The sequence below is a fragment of the Paenibacillus sp. FSL R7-0048 genome, from assembly GCF_038004505.1.
GTDB classification, from domain to species: Bacteria; Bacillota; Bacilli; order Paenibacillales; family Paenibacillaceae; genus Paenibacillus_AQ; species Paenibacillus_AQ odorifer.
On the sequence record NZ_JBBORF010000001.1, the window covers coordinates 4,689,934 to 4,709,022 of the forward strand.

At 43.2% G+C, this 19,089-nt stretch carries 14 protein-coding genes; 5 read left to right on the top strand and 9 right to left on the bottom strand.

All coding sequences use genetic code 11. The annotated features are described in order from the left end of the window. Window positions 1-12 precede the first annotated feature (12 nt). The 4 genes from NSQ91_RS20965 to NSQ91_RS20980 all read right to left on the bottom strand — a co-directional run bounded on the left by NSQ91_RS20965 (window position 13) and on the right by NSQ91_RS20980 (window position 7,415). Window positions 13-1,869 carry an assimilatory sulfite reductase (NADPH) flavoprotein subunit gene (locus tag NSQ91_RS20965; protein WP_340921530.1) on the bottom strand — a complete coding sequence of 619 codons (1,857 nt, stop codon included), beginning with the start codon at window positions 1,867-1,869 and terminating at the stop codon, window positions 13-15. A 234-nt stretch (window positions 1,870-2,103) separates the two neighbouring features. After that, the gene (locus tag NSQ91_RS20970; RefSeq protein ID WP_076305548.1) at window positions 2,104-5,364 is read right to left on the bottom strand and encodes an ATP-binding protein; all 3,261 of its coding nucleotides are present in this window, start codon (window positions 5,362-5,364) and stop codon (window positions 2,104-2,106) included. Continuing rightward, window positions 5,342-5,722, bottom strand: coding sequence for a response regulator (locus NSQ91_RS20975; protein WP_076301769.1), 381 nt, complete (start codon window positions 5,720-5,722; stop codon window positions 5,342-5,344). The genes NSQ91_RS20970 and NSQ91_RS20975 overlap by 23 nt, the downstream gene beginning before the upstream one ends. Before the next feature lie 61 nt (window positions 5,723-5,783). Next, a complete protein-coding gene (locus tag NSQ91_RS20980; protein WP_076219812.1) occupies window positions 5,784-7,415 on the bottom strand; it encodes a diguanylate cyclase in 1,632 nt (543 codons plus the stop codon). A 217-nt stretch (window positions 7,416-7,632) separates the two neighbouring features. Here NSQ91_RS20980 and NSQ91_RS20985 point away from each other — a divergent pair, with 217 nt between their 5' ends. Together NSQ91_RS20985 and NSQ91_RS20990 are read left to right on the top strand one after the other, a co-directional pair. Further along, the gene (locus NSQ91_RS20985; protein WP_036685776.1) at window positions 7,633-7,902 is read left to right on the top strand and encodes an ACT domain-containing protein; all 270 of its coding nucleotides are present in this window, start codon (window positions 7,633-7,635) and stop codon (window positions 7,900-7,902) included. Between the two features lie 17 nt (window positions 7,903-7,919). Beyond that, window positions 7,920-9,275, top strand: a complete 1,356-nt coding sequence (locus NSQ91_RS20990) for a PFL family protein (RefSeq protein ID WP_248548616.1) — start codon at window positions 7,920-7,922, stop codon at window positions 9,273-9,275. Between the two features lie 90 nt (window positions 9,276-9,365). Here NSQ91_RS20990 and NSQ91_RS20995 read toward each other — a convergent pair whose 3' ends face one another. Continuing rightward, window positions 9,366-9,776, bottom strand: a complete 411-nt coding sequence (locus NSQ91_RS20995) for a hypothetical protein (RefSeq protein WP_248548519.1) — start codon at window positions 9,774-9,776, stop codon at window positions 9,366-9,368. Between the two features lie 207 nt (window positions 9,777-9,983). On the opposite strand from NSQ91_RS20995, the gene NSQ91_RS21000 reads away from it, so the two are divergent. Together NSQ91_RS21000 and NSQ91_RS21005 are read left to right on the top strand one after the other, a co-directional pair. Beyond that, window positions 9,984-11,021, top strand: a complete 1,038-nt coding sequence (locus NSQ91_RS21000) for a glycosyltransferase family protein (protein WP_076305547.1) — start codon at window positions 9,984-9,986, stop codon at window positions 11,019-11,021. Between the two features lie 13 nt (window positions 11,022-11,034). Next, window positions 11,035-12,102, top strand: coding sequence for a glycosyltransferase WbsX family protein (locus tag NSQ91_RS21005; protein ID WP_076301772.1), 1,068 nt, complete (start codon window positions 11,035-11,037; stop codon window positions 12,100-12,102). A gap of 33 nt (window positions 12,103-12,135) precedes the next feature. Here NSQ91_RS21005 and NSQ91_RS21010 read toward each other — a convergent pair whose 3' ends face one another. Then, the gene (locus NSQ91_RS21010) at window positions 12,136-13,596 is read right to left on the bottom strand and encodes an MFS transporter (RefSeq protein ID WP_076190510.1); all 1,461 of its coding nucleotides are present in this window, start codon (window positions 13,594-13,596) and stop codon (window positions 12,136-12,138) included. A 164-nt stretch (window positions 13,597-13,760) separates the two neighbouring features. Between NSQ91_RS21010 and NSQ91_RS21015 the strand changes: the two genes are divergently transcribed. Beyond that, complete coding sequence (locus NSQ91_RS21015) at window positions 13,761-14,180, top strand: MarR family winged helix-turn-helix transcriptional regulator (protein WP_076305545.1); 420 nt, start codon at window positions 13,761-13,763, stop codon at window positions 14,178-14,180. 53 nt (window positions 14,181-14,233) lie between these two features. On the opposite strand, the gene NSQ91_RS21020 is transcribed toward NSQ91_RS21015, so the two are convergent. From NSQ91_RS21020 to NSQ91_RS21030, 3 genes are read right to left on the bottom strand one after another with little or no spacing between them, the layout of a single operon-like run. Further along, window positions 14,234-15,901: an extracellular solute-binding protein gene (locus NSQ91_RS21020; protein WP_076305544.1), complete on the bottom strand. Its 1,668-nt coding sequence runs from the start codon at window positions 15,899-15,901 to the stop codon at window positions 14,234-14,236. Continuing rightward, window positions 15,898-17,304, bottom strand: coding sequence for a response regulator transcription factor (locus tag NSQ91_RS21025; protein ID WP_076305543.1), 1,407 nt, complete (start codon window positions 17,302-17,304; stop codon window positions 15,898-15,900). The genes NSQ91_RS21020 and NSQ91_RS21025 overlap by 4 nt, the downstream gene beginning before the upstream one ends. Then, entirely contained in the window at window positions 17,297-19,042 is a 1,746-nt protein-coding gene (locus NSQ91_RS21030) for a sensor histidine kinase (RefSeq protein ID WP_076215698.1), read from the bottom strand. The genes NSQ91_RS21025 and NSQ91_RS21030 overlap by 8 nt, the downstream gene beginning before the upstream one ends. Window positions 19,043-19,089 lie beyond the last annotated feature (47 nt).

A 19,089-nucleotide genomic window follows, 5' to 3' on the forward strand; every position in this document is an offset into this window, starting at 1 on the left:
TTCCTCTATCCATTAGTAAACATCACGTTGGTAGCGCTGCGCCTGCTGCATATTATCCAAATAAGCTGCCGCTTCTTCAGGACTCAGACCACCCTCATGCTGGATGACAGTAATCAGAGCAGAATGAACATCATGTGCCATATGCTTCTCGTCTCCGCAAATGTAAATATGAGCTCCCGCTTGCAGCCATTCGTAGACCTCGCGGCTCTTTTCCAGAATGCGATGCTGAACATATACTTTCTCTTCGGTATCACGGGAGAAAGCAACATCCAGCTTAGTTAACAAGCCGTCTTTAAGCATTCTCTGCCAGTCCGTCTGATAGAGGAAGTCCGTCACAAAATGCCGATCTCCGTAGAACAGCCATGATTTACCTTCCGCCCCAAGCTCGCCACGTTCCTCCAGGAAAGAGCGGAAGGGTGCAACACCTGTGCCCGGTCCAATCATAATGATCGGTGCATCAGGATTCGTCGGAAGCTTAAAGTTCGGATTATGTTGAATGTAGATGGGCAACGTATCTCCCGGCTGGACTCTTTCAGCACAATGTACCGAGCAGACCCCATAACGCTCACGGCCATGTGCCTCATAACGTACAGCTCTAACCGTTAAATGAACCTCATCTGGATTAGCTTTATAGCTGCTGGCAATTGAATAGAGTCGTGCCGGAAGCTTGCGCAAAATAGTCACAAAGCTACTGGCCGAACCCTCCCATGGAGAGAAGTCCTGAACCAAATCGAGCAGATCGCGGCCTTGAATATATTCCTTAAGCTGTTGCGCACGTTCTGGCGACAATAGATCACTTAATTGGTTAGAAGAAGATAACTTCGCCGCTTGTTCAAGTAACGGTTTGGTCAATACAGTGATTTCATAGTGGTGAAGAAGGGCCTCACGTAAGGTGCCGTCTTCCCCTTTTTTATTAAATGGAACAATATCATTAGGATTCCAGCCCATAGTATGAATAATAGCGTCTACCAATTCAGGATGATTCTCCGGATAGACACCCAGCGCATCCCCTGGCTCAAATTGTATGTTAGAACCTTCTAGGGATAGCTCCAAATGGCGGGTCTCACGGTCAGAACCACGTCCGTTCAGATTTAGATTCTCCAATACTTCCGCTTTAAAAGGATGGTTGCGGGTATACAAAGGCTCCTGAGAATCTGCGTCTTCCGCAGCTTGAACCGCTTTTGCCGCAATGGCCGGAGCATTTAAATGTGCATTTAAGGCACTAATCACGCCTTCAAACCACTCGGTAACCGAATCATCATAATCAAGATCACAATCCACACGCGGACTTAACCGCTTGCCGCCAAGTTCCTCAAGCCGCTGATCGAAGTCCTTGCCGGTCTGACAAAAGAATTCATAGGAGGTATCCCCCAGTGCCAGCACTGAGAACTTCAGATTCTCTAATTGAGGAGCTCTTTTGCTATAGAGAAATTCATGGAACATCCGTGCATTATCTGGCGGCTCGCCTTCACCGTGTGTACTGACCAGCAATAGGAGGTTCTCAACCTTCTTAAGCGCATTGGGCTTAAAGCTGTTCATCGCAGTGAGTGTGACCTGAAATCCTTGCTCCTCCAGCTTGCGGGACAAGCTCCCAGCCAGCCGTTGGCAGTTCCCTGTCTGGGACCCAAACAACACGGTCACTTCACGTGAAGCTACTGGTTGACTAACGGCACTACCTTCCACATTTCCTATCGTATTTGATTGTACTAATTGAACCTCGGCACCTGCCGATAGTGCAGTAGTAAGGCCCATGGCTGACAAATAACCGCTAAGCCATATTTGCTGTGTCTCCGTTAAGGATGGTAGAAGACGATTGAGTAGCTCGACTTGGCTCTCGTTAAAAGGACTGTTCGTTACCTGTAGTTGCAACAATATCCACCTCTCCTAAACATGAAATCTTCTGATGATCCGTACCTCATGAAATCAGGCTATCACAATAATTGTAAACGATCAATGATGTCGATTTACCCTAATAATTGTAATTTATTGAAAAAGTATCTATAAAGTACGTAAAAACCGATCAAAACAGTATGATTTAACCTGTTTTGATCGGTTTCATTATAAAAAGTGATACTATTTATAAAATATTGTGATAAATAAAAGCTATAATTTTTGCTGACTTTCGGGAAATAACACCTCGCCGATCCCCGTCTTAATCTTCACTATCTCCTCAAGCGTATTCGACAGCTCGCCGGGCGGATAAGGTTTAGTTAAATATTTTTGAATTACATCGTTTAGTTGGTTCTTATCCGATTGATCCAGAGCAGAAGAAATAACGATAGGTATATTTTCAGTTCTTGGATCTTCTTTAAGCATTCGGATCAAATCCCAGCCATCCAGTTCTTCACCCAACATCAAATCTACCACAATCGCCACAAATGGTGTTTTCAAGGCCTGATCAAAAGCTTGCTGTGGATGGTAATGATGGGTAACACGGAAGCCCTTCCCTTTAAGCTCTTCTGATAAAAGCAACGAAAGACTGTAATCATCTTCAACGATCATTACATTAGGCTTGAGCTCTTTATCGGTGCTCCATTTATTAAGCTCATCCTGTTGCCGGCTCGCTTCCGCATGGAGGATAGGGAGGCTAAACCAGACGGTAGTGCCCTCTCCTTCTACGGAATCTATACCGATATTTCCCTTTTGTTTCTCAATGATCTCCTTACAGATAGCAAGTCCGAGTCCTGTTCCTCCAATTCTTTTAGAGGCGCTATTATCCACTCTTCTGAATTTTTGGAATAGCTGTCCTATTTGATCCTTAGGAATGCCAAGACCATTATCCTGGATACGTATAATAATTCTATCCGACTCGTTATGCAGCAGTACTTTAACTTCATTGTTATCAGGCGAGAATTTAATCGCATTACTTAACAGATTCGTCAGAACTTGGACAATCTTGTCCTTGTCCACATCAACATCCGCATTTAAAGCCTCATCCACTAGGAGCACATGATGGGTACTGCTCAGTTTATATTGATCAATTACACCTAATACAATTTCACTGAGATTCAAATGCTCCGTGATATATTGCTGCTTACCTGACTCCATTCTCTGCAAATCAAGAAAATCATTAATGAGCTCCGTCAGTCGTTTAGCTTCTTTATGAATCGTCTCCAGATATTTAAGCTGCTTCTCAGGCTTCATGGTCTTAGACAATAACAGTTCTGTGAAACCAAGCACACTCGATAGCGGTGTTCTTAGCTCATGACTTACCGTACTGACAAGATCAGATTTCATAAGGTCCAGCTCATATTCTCTAGTGATATCTCTGTAGACAAACAATGTACCAATACGCAGCTCGCGACGGAATACAGGGATCGCATACACATCAATATGCTTCTTCGATTCAGTTCCAATGGAGTATTGCATGCTGCTGGATTCCAGAGCATCCTCAGCAATCGCTTTTTCAAAAAACATCCGAAGTTCATGATTCTCATTAGAGTGCTCAATGAAATAATCCATCCATTTCTGACGGGGAATCAAAGCTCCTTCTGTCCACTCATAATTAAAAATGTTGCTCAACGCTTTATTCATCTGCAGGAGCATACCTTCTGTATTCACAAATTGTATGCCCTCGTTCACATTATTTACGATGTCCCGATTCAGCTTTCGTCCATGTTCAATCTCTTCATACATGAATAAACGTTCAATCGCCAGCGCTACGCGGTTCATCATCCCCTGAACCTCATTAATCTCTTCTTTGCTGAAGGAATGACCAATCCGGCTGCCACAGAACACTGCAAGAATCTCATCCTCTGCGTTCACAACAGTAGTGTAGAAGTCGTAAACATAGACCTCACTCGCAGAAATCCCTTGCTCTGATTGTGTGGCCAGGCGCTTGATTAGGTACGTTTTTTCCGCTTGCAAGCGATATAACATCTCATTATTCTCATGATCAAGATAACGCTCCACATTCTCCTGTGGAATGCCTTTCACAGCCGCAATATTATCTTTCACAAGCAGGAAGAAACTCGAATCAAAGGCATACAGGCGATGCATAAACTCAATAAACTTATCGGCAAATTCATGTTTATCCAAAGTATAAGTAATATCATGATTCAGCTGATTATTAAGTTCAAGCATCATCTTGGTCTGTTCTGTGTTTTTTAACGTTTCGGCTAGCTCCTGCTGCACGCTTTTCATTGAGGTGATATCGTTCGCAATAAGGATGTATTGATAAATCACACCCTCTTCATTCAGGTACGGCACAATCGTCAGATGCAGCCAGATGGGCAATCCGTCTTTGGCTAGAATCTGCAGCTCATTGTTCCACACTCCGCCTGTATTTAATTTGTTAAAGATTTTCTGATAACCCTCATCAGAGAGATTATAAAGTTCAAATAACTTATAGGTGTAACCGATAATCTCAGACTTTTTATAGCGGGTATATCCACTTAAATTATCATTCGCGTAGGTAAAGACACCTTTAGCAGTAAGGATCCCCACCGCAGACGATTGATCCAAGGCTTTCATCATACTCTCAATTTCACTAAGCGAGCGCTGCAGCCTATATTGCTGATCCTGAAGTTCATCCTGCTGCGCATGCAGCTCTTCATTCTGCATCATCAATTCTTCTTCTTTATCTTGAATACTTCTAGCCATATTTAGAAAAGCATCATAAAGTCGGCCAATTTCATCTTGATTCTTAAGCTTGCCCAGAAGAATTTCTTCTCCTGCAGCCAGGGAATGGGTTGCCCCTTCCAGCTTCAGAATAGGATCTATTAGGTTCTTCAGAATCCGCCAGATCATAAAGGTGAAGATTAGCAGAATAATCGTGCTGAAAAAGAATGCGATAAAGGTAAACTCATTGGCACGTTTGATGTAATCCATAGCCATAGTATTTAATGCGGCATCGGATCGTTGCTTGTACTCTTTTGTATACGTTAAAAAATCATTTACTGATTTCGTGTTGCCATCTGCGGATAGAGCTCTCAAAGACACATAATCGTCTGCCTCGACAAACCGAATCGCTTCAGGTAAAACTTTAGTTTTGTACTGAACATAAAATGCTTTCAAACCATCTCTAAACAAGGCTTCTTCCGGAGATAAATTGAGATTAGAATAGGTATCCAGAATCTTATCAAAGTTAACAAGTCCTAAGTTTAGGAGATCTAATTCATTGTCACTCTTAAGTGCGCTGAATCCCCTCGCTCGGAAAAAAACCTCATTTAACGCAGTCGCCAATTCGTTAATCGTGTCCGCCTTATTTTGCAGAACTTCACGGTCTCTACTTAATTTGTTCTGCTCATTATTTATGAAAAATAAAAATACAGATCCCATAATAATGATTAACGAAAAAACCAAGGCAATGATACGAAAATATCTATTTTTAATACTGTGATTAGAGCTGCTTCCCTTTGTCACTTAGGATCCCCTCCACAATCTGCAAGAGTTCCATAGGACTAAAAGGTTTTGGCATAAAATAACGTGCGCCTGCATCTACCGCTCGAAGACGGTCTACATCTTGGGCTTTGGCTGTTAACATTAAAATAGCTGTAGCCTTCTTTTTCTCATCATCCAGTTGGCCTAGGACTTCAATCCCTGTCATTTCAGGCATCATATAATCCAATATCACCAAATCATAATGATCCCGTGACAATTTTGAAAGCGCCTCTAATCCGTTCTCGGCAGTGTGTATCTCCACGTCTTCCAAATCTTCTAAGGTGTCTACGATTAACATTCGTAATACTTCTTCATCATCCACTACCATTACCTTTTGCATAGCTGCCTAGTTCCCTCCGCTTTAGATCTCTCCTGGTGCTCACAACATATTCAGAACCCAATTAGAACAAAAATCTATGAGCCAACCGCTCTATCCTCGACAATAACTCAGGCATATGGACCGGCTTCACTACATAATCATCGGCACCCATCTGCAGGGCATGTACAATATCCGCCTGATTATTTCTTCCCGTCAACATGATCACTAATATATTTACTTCCGGATACGTTTTGCGGATTCTTTCCAGAACTTCTACCCCATCCAGATCAGGCATCACACCATCCAGCAAAATAATATACTTCTCATCCACGGCATACCAATCCGATTGCAGGAAATCAAGCCCATTCGCATAGCTGCTAACCTTCACCTCAGCAATATTCTCCGGCTCCCAAATGGCGAACTGACTGGTCACAATTCTCCGAATTAGCGTATCGTCATCCACAACAATCACATTCAGAACCGAATGCTTTTTAGTAGTGGATAAATGGTCCGAATAAAGCGTTGTCTGATTCCTTCCAGCATGCTTACTAGCATAAAGAGCCTGATCTGCTTCCTCAATCAATTTATCGGCTATATTCTCGGCATCTGTTACCTCAGAAATCCCGCTAGAGATAGTCACATGAAAGATTTCATTTTTCGCAAAAAAGTCAGTCGCCGCAAACCGCTCTTGAATACGTTGTATAACCAACATTGCAGATTCCGCATCCGTGTGAGGTAAGAACACTGCAAACTCTTCTCCCCCATAACGGCAAAAGGTATCCTCCAGACGGATGGAATTCTTCACAAGCTCGGAAAAGCCCTGCAGAACTTCGTCTCCGATTAGGTGACCATATGTATCATTAACGTTTTTAAAATAATCCAAATCAATCAGCGCTAACGAAAATACGCGGTTGGTCCGCTTAAAATCACCAATCAGCTGCTTCATGACTTGATTAAAGTGTTTGCGATTGAATGCGCCGGTCAAATCATCCACGATGATGGACTCCTGCCATTCTCTCTTGAGCTGAAAGCGATTTTTGATCAATACCAGAAATAAATCAATATCTACAGGCTTCGGTAAAAAATCCATCACCCCCAGCGAATACGCCTGCATTTGCGTCGCTTTGGAGTACTCCCCGCTTATAATGATAATGGGAATTCGTTCTTTTTTAGCCTTGCCGATAATTTGGTTCAACACCTCAATCCCGCTTTTATCAGGTAAAAGAATATCCAGCAGAATGAGATCTGGTTTCGTTTCATAAAAGATTTTGAGTCCCCGTTCAGCAGATAAGGCAATGCTTACATAGTAATTCTGCCTCTCCAACGACTCTTTCAGATAAGCAACTAGCTCTACATCATCGTCGATAAGAAGAATATCATTCTGTGTGAGCGTCTCAGCAGGTCCCTTTTTATCCAATGCTTTAACAGAGCTTGAAGCTGCCAATGAATGGACATTAAACAATGGAATCAGTGGATATAAATAATCCCCCCATTCCTCGACTGACCAACTCTTAAGACTGCTTTCCATGAAATAGGGCAGCGTATCCTCGGCAAATTGTTCGACATCCGGTAATCCGACAGTACCAGCAGTGCCTTTTAAATTATGCAAAAAACGATAAATGTCCTTTTCCTTCACTTCCGACTGTTCCGTCCATTCCTGGAGGGTCATCTTCGTTCTTTGCTCAACCATATCTTTATATTTTTGTGTAGTCATATTTACTCCTTCAGACTAGCATATCAAACTCTCAGTTCATCACATTTTTTATAGGCTGTCAAATGAATTTTCTATAATTTCAGCTGCCAAAATAAATATTTAATCAAACTGACAAAAAACCTTTGGTTGAAGCTTGTTTCATCATTTGCAATAATAGTTGGAATGGTTCATTCCGTATACACGGTGAAATCAACAAATACAAAGGGAGGCTGTATTCATGAAGGGGATTATTACTGTATTAGGAAAAGATAAAGTAGGGATTATCGCTAAAGTATGTACATATCTAGCCGAACACAATTTGAACATTCTGGATATTTCGCAGACGATTGTTCAAGATTATTTTAACATGATGATGATTGTAGACATTTCTAGCTCAACTAAAGCTTTTGAGAATATTGTAGAGGAATTACATTTGCTTGGCGAATCGATTGGCGTGGAAATCAAGCTTCAGCATGAGGATATTTTTAATATTATGCACCGAATCTAGGAGGATGGCTGACCATGATATCACTAGTGGAAGTACAAGAAACGAATAAGATGATTCGTGAAATGAATCTGGATGTGCGTACCATAACGATGGGGATCAGCCTCATGGATTGTGCCCACACGGATATGCGCACCTTTAATCAAAATGTATATGACAAAATCACCAGATCCGCTGAAAAGCTCGTAAAGACGGGTGAAGATCTGGAAAGACAATTTGGGGTTCCTATCGTTAACAAACGGATTTCTGTCACACCCATCGCTATTGCCGCTGGTGCGGTGAAGACAGATACCTATGTACCTGTTGCTGAAATCCTGGACAAGGCTGCAAAAGAGGTAGGCGTTAACTTTATCGGCGGCTTCTCTGCACTTGTACAAAAAGGCTGCACCAAAGGCGATCGTATTTTGATTGACAGTATTCCTGAAGCATTGGCAGTCACTGAAAGAGTCTGCTCTTCGGTCAATGTCGGTTCCTCCAGAAGTGGAATCAACATGGATGCTGTGAAATTAATGGGCGACATCATTATCCAAACTGCGGAACGCACCAAGGATCGGGATTCCATCGGCTGCGCCAAGCTGGTAGTTTTCTGTAATGCCGTTGAGGACAACCCTTTTATGGCCGGAGCATTTCACGGGGTTGGTGAACGGGAATGTGTCATCAACGTTGGCGTCAGCGGTCCTGGGGTAATCAAACGTGCGCTCGAAGAGGTTAGAGGGCAGGATTTTGAAACCTTATGTGAAACCATTAAACGGACAGCCTTCAAAGTCACACGTGTCGGTCAGCTAGTTGCTCAAGAGGCTTCCAAACGGATGAATGTTCCTTTTGGGATTATCGATCTATCCTTAGCTCCTACTCCAGAAATCGGAGATTCCATTGCCGAAATCTTTCAAGTCATGGGTCTGGAGGAAGCTGGCGCTCCGGGAACGACCGCTGCTCTGGCGATCCTAAATGACAATGTTAAAAAAGGTGGCGTAATGGCCTCCTCCTATGTAGGTGGACTTAGTGGAGCCTTTATTCCGGTCAGTGAAGATCATGGCATGATTCAAGCGGTTCAGCGGGGTGCCCTTACACTAGAGAAGCTGGAAGCTATGACCTGTGTGTGTTCCGTAGGACTGGATATGATCGCTATCCCAGGAAGCACTACCAAGGAGACCATTTCCGGCATCATCGCGGATGAAGCTGCAATCGGCATGGTGAATAACAAAACCACTGCGGTTCGCGTGATTCCAGTAATCGGCAAGGACGTTGGTGAAATGGTCGAATTTGGCGGCCTGCTCGGATATGCACCAGTTATGGCAGTGAATGGCTTCAATTGCGCGAACTTCGTTAATCGTGGCGGACGAATCCCTGCTCCAATTCATAGCTTTAAGAATTAACAGAAACCTCAAACAGCAAGTCCCTATTTGTACATAGGAGACTTGCTGTTTTTTTATTAATCGGATGCTGAGCATGTTAGTTTACCTTGATTAAGCCCGTTGGATGCCGATATTAGGTGTTCCGCCAGTCAAATCGATAAATAATACATAATCATTTCCATCTGTGCCCTTCAGCACGAGACCAGTCTGACCTACAGCACCTACAGAAAAGTATCGAACCTGTTGCAGGCTGGTAGGAGCGCCTGGTGGCAATGTTGCTTGGTTCGTAGCGATCAACCGGGTTGCAGCTCTGATGGTGCCTGCCCCGCTAATTTCACCGGTTACCCCCAGATGACCGAGTATGGATTCACTGCCGTTCACATTTAGGCTTCCCATTATAGTCTGACTACCATTCAAATGCAGATTCGAATCGATAGTCTCATTTCCATTAACGTGCAGATCATTTTGAATGGTCTGACTTCCTGTAACTAGAACGCTATCGAAGGTTGGCAAGGCGATCATCCCTTTCAGGTTTTATAGTATATCTTATGTTAAACAAGCCAGCCCTGTCATAGATAGATATACAGCTTTCACTAAATCCGCTTTTTATCTTCGAGACTCTGATTAATGGTCTTATACCTAAAGTCAAAATAACCCCCTACACATATAATGATTAGCAAGACTCGGTGCTAGAGCGGACGACTGGCTCCACAGAATACAGGAGGAATTATGAAGAAGACAGCTAATAGGCTCACTCCTGAAAGGCCTTCAAGTCACGAAGTCACCATCAGCCAAGTTAATCCATCGCAACACCATAACCTCATCCTAGAGATGAACTCTTATAGAGCAGAGCCTTTGCAACGGGAACTCAAGCAATTAAGAATATTGCTGCTGGTTCCTACAGTGGCAAGTGATAAAATGCCTAATGTACGACTTTTTAAGGATCAACTAAGGCATTTGGTCAAAGAAGTACTTGCTATTAAATTCCAGCATAATCTGGAGGAATATTTAGCTCATTTTCAACCTGATCTAATATTAGCTCTAGGATCGGAGACCCTATTTCCGGAGGAGAACCTCCCTGCTCTGAAAGCTTCCAACGTTCCCAAAGCGGTATGGATGGCAGATGCCGCTTGTCTTACTCCAACAGAACGTAATCTGGCATTGTTGTTCGATTACATTTTCACACAGAACATAGCTAATCTGATCTATTATCAGGGTTTATGGGGCAAACATTCCAGCTTTCTCCCATATGCTGCGGATACGGATCTCTATTATCCAAGACGTGTGGAGGACTGTTATCAGAGTGACGTACTCATTCTTGGCGATTTCCAAATCGATAGTGTGCTTTACACGTTGGCGTATTCAGACCTACTTCAAGGCCTTAAGGTAATGATCGCCGGGCGTGGTTGGGAACCCCCCAGAAATTTCATTGATATCACCCATAGTAAAGAAATGTCCAGCTATTATAATGGAGCAAAAATCGTCATCAATTGCACTGGTTCTGTGCAGCAGATTATGGAGGTCACCGCTTGCGGCGTATTTCAGTTAGTGGAGGATCATCCCCATCTTCATAATTACCGAATTGCAGAAGAAGATCTCGTTCGTTTCCAGAACTTCAAAGAGCTCTCCGATAGCTTTAAGCACTATTTTTCACATAGTGAAGAAAGAAGAATTTCTGCCTCTCGTGCCCTAAAGGAACTTAAATATAACCATTCTTATATCCAGCAAGGAAAGTTACTGCTGAGAAAAATATTCAAGGAACCATAGGGGGTGACCTGACTTGAAATGCATTGCTTTTGTATTGCCTCAGTTTCATCAGATCTCAGAGAACGATTCCTGGTGGGGTGAGGGTTTTACAGAATGGACAAATGTCAGGAAGGCTGCAGCCCTTTATCCTGAACATGATCAGCCCAAGAAGCCATTAAATAATAACTACTATGATTTAACGGATCCTAAAGTGAAACAATGGCAGGCAGAGACGGCAAGGGCTCATGGCATTTACGGTTTTTGTTATTATCACTATTGGTTTAATGGCAGGCGGCTACTGGAACAACCGGTTCAGCAGATTCTTGCGAGCAAAGAGCCTGACTTCCCCTTTTGCCTTTCTTGGGCTAACGAACCCTGGACACGTAGCTGGGATGGTACCGAAGAGGATGTCCTGATGCCACAGGAATACGGAGAAGAACGGGATTGGCGAATGCACTTTTTTGCTTTGCTGGAAGCCTTCAAAGATGATCGTTATATCCGGGTGGAGGATAAGCCTGTCTTTATCATTTATCGATCTGCTAGTATCCCGCACTGTGAAGAAATGCTTCAATATTGGCGCGAATTGGCTCTGCAGAACGGACTTAAAGGACTTCATCTGGTCCGGACACTGGGCGGTTTCCCCCTAAAGAAAGAGCAAGGATTCGATGCCAGTCTGGAATTTGAGCCGCATTACACATTCGCACATGGCGGGGTTAAGCATTTATGGAGCTCAAAGCAGGTGGAGGATCAGAGGCATATCGTAATTGATTATGATGAGTTATGGGAATCCATGTTGGAGCGGACACCCCATAGAGACGGAGAAATCATATATCCGGGAGCCTTTGTCAACTGGGATAACACACCACGTAAAGGCCCTGCCGGACAAAGCACCTTAGGCGCTAATCCTCAAAAATTCGGCCAATACCTTTCACGACAAATTGAGCGCGCCAAAAAAATGTTCAAAAGTGAATATATTTTTATCAACGCCTGGAATGAATGGGCTGAAGGGGCCTACCTAGAACCGGATGTACGTTATCAATATCAATACTTGCAAGCCGTTAAGGAAGCCTTACAGTTTCATCACAAAGAAGATCCTTCTTAGCCGTAGCGCCAGAAGGATCTTTTTCATTTTATGTTATCTTTCAGATGACTGCACTTTGGCACTTCTTGCACTCACCAATCTCCAGCCAGTTAATAAAGCAGCCACTAGACATATCGATGCCGAGGTTACAAACACTACATGCATGCCCTCGATAAATAACTCTGGCCGACCAGGAACTAGCCCTGTCACCCTATAGCCGGCTTTACTGCTCATCACTTGAAAAAGTATTGTAGTAGCAATTGTTATGCCGACAACCATACCAACATTACGAACTAACGAATTGACACTACCCGCAGAACCAAGCTGTGTTCTTGGTACCTTAGACATGACAAGCGAATTGTTCGGCGATTGAAATAGACCACTTCCTATCCCCAGCATAGCGATCCACACACCTACCAGCACAACAGAGCTTCCTACATGAAGCTGTGCTAATCCGAACTGCGCAATAACCATGACCACCAGCCCTGCAAAAGTCAAAAATTCCGAGCCTATTTTATCCGATAGCGCTCCACTCATTGGAGCCACGACTACCATACATATCGGCAGCAGCATTAACAAAAAGCCTGCATAGAATGGCGATAAATTAAGCATGTTCTGTGCATAAAACGGCGCGATAATATTGAAGCAGAAATTCGCTGTAAATACGAGAAAACCACATAAGATACTTAAAGAAAACAACGGATTCTTAAATAATGACAGCTGCAACAGCGGTTCTTTTCTGCGAAGCTCCATCCATATGAAAGCAACGAAGCTGACTACAGCAACAATTATTGATGTAACAATTAAGCTGTTACCATATCCAAGCTGTTGACCTAGTAATAATCCTGCGAACAAAGTAATAATAAAGACAGCGAACAGTAAACTGCCCGGCACATCAATCGAAGATTTCACTCTCGTTAAATCCTTAGGCAATACCTTCCAGCCAAAAAATATAGCGATCAGGCCAATAGGGACGTTTACCCAAAAGATATACTCCCAGCCTAAGGTGGAAACCATAATCCCGCCTAAACTTGGGCCAGCTATACTTCCCAGAGACACGAATGTACCAATGAAACCAAGGGCTTTGCCACGCTCCGTGGCAGGAAAGATATCCGTAACAATTCCCTGACTGTTCGCCATGGTCATCGAAGCACCTAAGGCTTGAACAACGCGTGAAGCAATTAAGGCTGGTAAGCTTACACTAAGCCCACACAGCATAGATCCAATAACAAATACAATCGTGCCAATCTTAAAAATTCGAATCTTTCCTACGATATCTCCAAGCTTGCCGAAGAAAAGGATCGCCGCACAGATCGCCATTAAATATCCTGTTGTTACCCATTCGATTTGCGCCATGGGCAGCTTCAGTTGTTTGGATAGCTCAGGCAGAGCAATATTGACAATACTACCATCAAGGGTGGACATGAACGTAAAAATATTCAGAACAATTAAGATCATCCAGCGTTTCTTCTGAATTTCTTTATCCTCCTGATAGGTTGCACTTACAGAACTCATAACTAACACCTCATTAAATATTAATAATCACTGTTTAGTTGCGCACGCAACCAAACTCACCATACCCAGTGTACAACAATTTAGTTGCGTGCGCAACGACTTTATTGTACACTTTATTTCAAGGCAACAAATGAGCGAACATATAACCCAAAGAGGTGTCTATATTGGCAAGAGAGCCTATCGGGAAGCTAATTTCCCATCTTCACCGTCAAAATCAAAAGAAACTGGTTAAGCAATTTGTCCCCTATGGAATCGGTAGTGGTGGACAGCATAGCTTTCTTAAATTGATTCTTTCTCGGCCAGGCATTACTCAGGATCAGTTAACTGCCGAATTGAAGTTCGATAAAGCAACTACAGCACGTTCTGTGAAGCAATTAGAGAACTCGGGATATATCGAGCGCAAAGACGATCCTAATGATCGACGCTCTCACCTTCTATATCCTACCCCGAAAGCCATCGATTTCTTCCCAGTTTTACAGTCCATCTTAGATGAATTTAATAAAAGCCTTGTGGGCCATTTAACCGATGAAGAAGTAGAGAAACTACATTTCCTGCTGCAAAAAATCAGCAAAAACGAAGAATAGAACATAAGAAAAAGGATGTCCCACAGCCATTAGGCTGTTGAGGCATCCCACGTTTACTTTTGCTTTACGAGCTCAGTAACTTCTTCCGTAATCTCTTCTCCGCCCATACTCTTCCATTTAGCTACAAACGCATCAAAATCACTAAGCGGTGAATCACCCACAATGATATTTAAGAACGTCTCATTCTCCAGATTCTGCAGTTCCGACCATTTAGTCTTCATAAGCCGGGTGTTCCCATAAAAGACCCCACGCACTCCCTCTATAGCAGTTGAGGTTAACACAGCTACTCCGTATTTATACGCATTCGCTGCTTTCCAGCCTTCAAGATCTTTTTTGGGCTGCTCTGTTTCCGCTACCCATTGATCATAAATGAGCCGGGTATCAGAATTTAATGTATCCGGGTCTATCTTTCCGTGCAAAGCCTGCTGGATATCAGCATAATGTTTCTCAATCGCATCCCTATAATCTATCAGAAGATCGAACGGATAATAAGCACGCAGCTGAATGCCTGTCTGCGCAGAGAAATCACCCAGCTTTTTTACCTCCTCTTGATTAGGATCCTGTCTTCTTTCGAGTCTTGTAAACACGTTTAATTGCTTGATTACAGCCTCAGGATGTTCAAACCCTTTACGCACAACAAGATATCGATCTGTTACCGGCGCTAAATGAGCGACAAACTTACCGGAATCGTCAACTGGAGCTGCATATGCTCTCCATTCTGCCTTCGTATCCAAAGCCACTGCCTCTGATAAAGGATAATAAGGCATCCACCAAGGACCAAAAAACATCCCAGATTTACCTGTAATAATAGGCTCCTGAGTTTCCTTGTATAGTGCAAAGTCCGGATCCAGCAACCCGCGTTTATACCAATCAGCAAGTTTAGCAAGCGCTTGTTTGGTCTCTGGTGTAATGGAGCCATACACGATATTGCCGTTGTTATCCTTAATCCAATTCGTGGGGAAAGCGTGAAATGCACTAAACACAGCATCCAGACCATTAACTAATGGTTTAGTTCCATATACGATATTTTTGTAGCCGCTTAGACCGACAGTATCTCTTTTTCCATTTCCATCAGGGTCTTTTTCAATAAAAGCTTTGGCAATTTTCTCGATGTCTTCAAAAGTTTGAGGAGGCCGCAGCTCCAGCTTCTCCAGCCAATCCTGACGTACCCAGAGCAGCACGGGAGAGTCAGCATCAATAGCTACATTCGGTAATCCATATAGTTTACCATCGCGGGAAGCGTCCTCTAATGCCTCACCCTTTGTAGAATTGTACATATCCTTGATAAGTTCAGATCCATATATTTTATAAGTCTCTGTCAAATCTTCAATCATATCATTATCAATTAATTTCTTCAGTTGATCCCGATCCACAACCATGGCATCAGGCAAATCGTTGCTATCAATGGCAAGCTGTACCTTTTGCGTAAAAGCATCCTCACCCTTCGCTTCCCAGGAGTGAACCACTTTGATATTCGTAATGCTCTCTAAATAACGGGTGATTGGATTGTTATCGTTGCTGTCACCTGTATTAAGTCGCGAGTCGGGAACCTTAAACCCTACTCGTATCACAATCGGATCCTCATATTTGCTATAAGCGATAGAAGTATCTTCATCCCCTGCCTGAGGGCTTGCAACCGAATCTACAGTACCGATATTGTCACGACATGATGTCATTCCAATGACCATAAACACTAGGAGGATAGATTTCCAAAATTTCATATTTGGTTTTTCCCCTCCGCACGGAATTCACTTGGTAATTTACCAATACGTTCTCTGAACAATCTGCTGAAATAACGATCATCCTCAAAACCGGACCGCGAAGCAATCTCACAGACGGGAAGAGTAGTCTCCAGCAGCAGTGATTTGGCGAGTTCCAGCCGCATTCCCCGTAAACATTCACCAAATGTCTCTCCGGCAAAACGAGCGAAACATTGGCTGAAATAACCACGGCTCATATTAATGACGGCTGCTACGTCGCTCTGATTGATTTTGTCACCTGCATGGCTCTGCATATAACGAACTGCACGAATAAGACAGGACATAACCTCTTTAGTTAATCCAAGTTCCAGCATTCTTCGTCCCACATGATCAGAAAATCGCCGCAGCCAGTTCTTCCAATGGCACCAGTTCAGATTATGGGAGATGTCCCTTTCCAGTTGAGCAGCATCTTCAGGCTTTAATAGTAAAGAGCTCCAGCTTTGTATTAGAGAGTGTGCAAACGCCAGAAACTGATCAGAACGGGGTTTCTGCTGAAGTATGTTTGCTACAAATTTCTCCCACTCATTTCCATCAATTGTCCACTTCAAATTCTGTGCTTGCTCCAGCAGATTATCCGCCTCTTGTTTTGAGTAGGGAGCCGCTGCTTCCTTCTTTATGTCTTCATATTTCAATGAGGTCAAATCCTCTGGTTCAGGATGATAAAATAGAATACGGCGTAATTTCGCAGTGAGCTGTTCCTCCAGTTCCTGCAAGGGTTGATCTCTCAATCCACTGATCAGCGCGGTCTGCCATCGTCCGGATAGCTGGATCTTAAGCTCACGTTTGCTCTCATCTATTGAGAAACGATGTAATAAGGGCGACATCCACATCTCATGAAAAGTAATGAGCGGATTATTTTTCACGCTGGACAGCTGAAATAATTCTTCTTCATTGCACTGATGATTTAGGGGCAAATACAGCAGAGCCTTATCAGCAGCCATACGTTTACTTTCCCCACGAACCAGAGCATCCCGTGTATTGTCCTCCCATTTAATACGATCGACAAGACGTCTGATGGTTTCATCCGCATTTTCCATCTCAAGCAGTGTTTTTACAATATAGTCAACGGCTCCTAAACGCATAGCCTCCTGAACATAGTCAAATTCATGATGACAAGTAAGGACAACACAGCGAATGCCTGCGAACCGTTGTCTAACCATTTTAATGAGCTCGAAGCCTGAAATGCCTGGCATGGTCAAATCCACAAATAATAAATCTACTTCCTGCTGTTGAAGCAGCTCCAAAGCAGATTTACCATCACCTGCCTCCCCAACTATAACAATCCCTAAGGATGACCAGTCGATCAGGGAAATGAAGCCTTTTCGCACGAGTCTCTCGTCATCGACAACTACAGCCTTAATCATCGAAGTCCTCCTTACCTTTCCTCGGAATCACAATGGATACAACCGTACCTTCTCCTGGATTACTGAACATCTCTAGCTTCATTTGTTCTCCATAATAGGTTCTAAGCATCCGGTTCACATATGAAAAACCAATTCCAAGTCCCCTTTTTTTCGCTCCATCATCAGACAACAGCTGATCTAATGTATCTGCATCCATCCCAGCGCCATTGTCTCTCACACATAGCTGAACCTCTCCTTCACCATGTTTCGTTATCTCAACATCTACCTTGCCATTATCGCTTAATCCATGATAAATCGAGTTCTCCACCAGAGGCTGAAGCAAAAATCTCGGGACAGCCACAGACAATACATCCTCATCAGCTTCAACGTTAAATTCAAATTCATAATCATAACGAATACGCTGCAGCTCCATATAATTTCGAATCGCTTCAATTTCCTCGCCAATGGTAACAATGATGCTTTGCTTGCCCAGATTATAATGCAGCACCTTTACAAGAAGAGTGACCAGCTTGTCGATCTCCTTCTGGCCGTTTAACCGGGCCATCCACTGTACCGTATTTAAGGTATTATGCAAAAAATGAGGATTGATCTGGCTGAGCAACTTCTCAATCTCAAATTGGCTTTTCTGTTTCTCATTATGGGCAACCGCAACAATCAGCTCATTCACCTGTTTTTTCATCTGCTGAAAGTTGGTAAGCACGAAATCAAATTCTTCCACATTCGTATAGGCTACCGGAGCGGTAACATTTTCCGCCATTCGGTTGATTTCAAGGTTGACCTTACGCAACGGACCATAAATTTTCCTCCAGATGATCCAAGCCAGAAATCCGGCAAAAAGAAGGGTGGAGAAGGCAAGTAAGATCATTTTATAAAACCAAGAATAAATTTCACTGTTGAATTCTGATTTTTTCACAACAGCAATAAGTTTCCAGCCCTGAGGACTCGCGTAACGAAACAGATGATATCCGCTTAGCGTTTCATGGGTGAGATTGGAGTTGCTTCCCGCAGCTTTAATAATACTTAGCGGAAGTTTGCCGTCGATCACTTTTGTACTATTACCTTGCTGATTGACCAGCAGATGATTTACTTTCATCCCGTAGGACTCCTGATTGAAGATTTTGCGAAACAAACTATAATTCGTCTCCAAATAAATATAAAGCTTATGCTGGCCCGGCACACGGACAATCCGCTGCTCCGAGAATACGAGATTATCACCAACAGCGTACATAGTGGGATGTGGTCCATAATAGTCAGCCCCGTTATATCGCATAAAAGACGGCAATGTACTGATATCAAAATTTCTGCGTGCGCTCATGTTGGTGAACAGAACGGGATCATCGCTGTCCGGCATAATGTAGGCTGTAAGTCCAATATAAGGGTTCGTAAAATTGACTAGATTGATCTTCTGGTTGATGGAATTCATCATTTGCGATTTGCGAAAAATTTGTTTTTCCTGAATAAATGAGGACATCTCCTGCACAATCTGACCGTCCAGAGCAAACTGTTTGGAGGCAAAATCCATATTGTCGATGGCATTCTCCAGGCTTGAGGCTTCCTGTCTCAGACTAGCGCTGATCCCGTTGCCAATTTTACCTGAAAGGATGGAGTAAATAGAGGTGTAGGTTACGAATCCTACTAAGAGAAGCGGAAGTAGTGTTCCGATTACTAGATAGATAAATAAGGTATTACGTAAGGATTTGACAGCTGGAGTATGACTCCGCAGGGGTACTCTTACCATCTGGATTATCCTCTTCTTTCTATCTGAAAGCGTTTTATATTAATGTG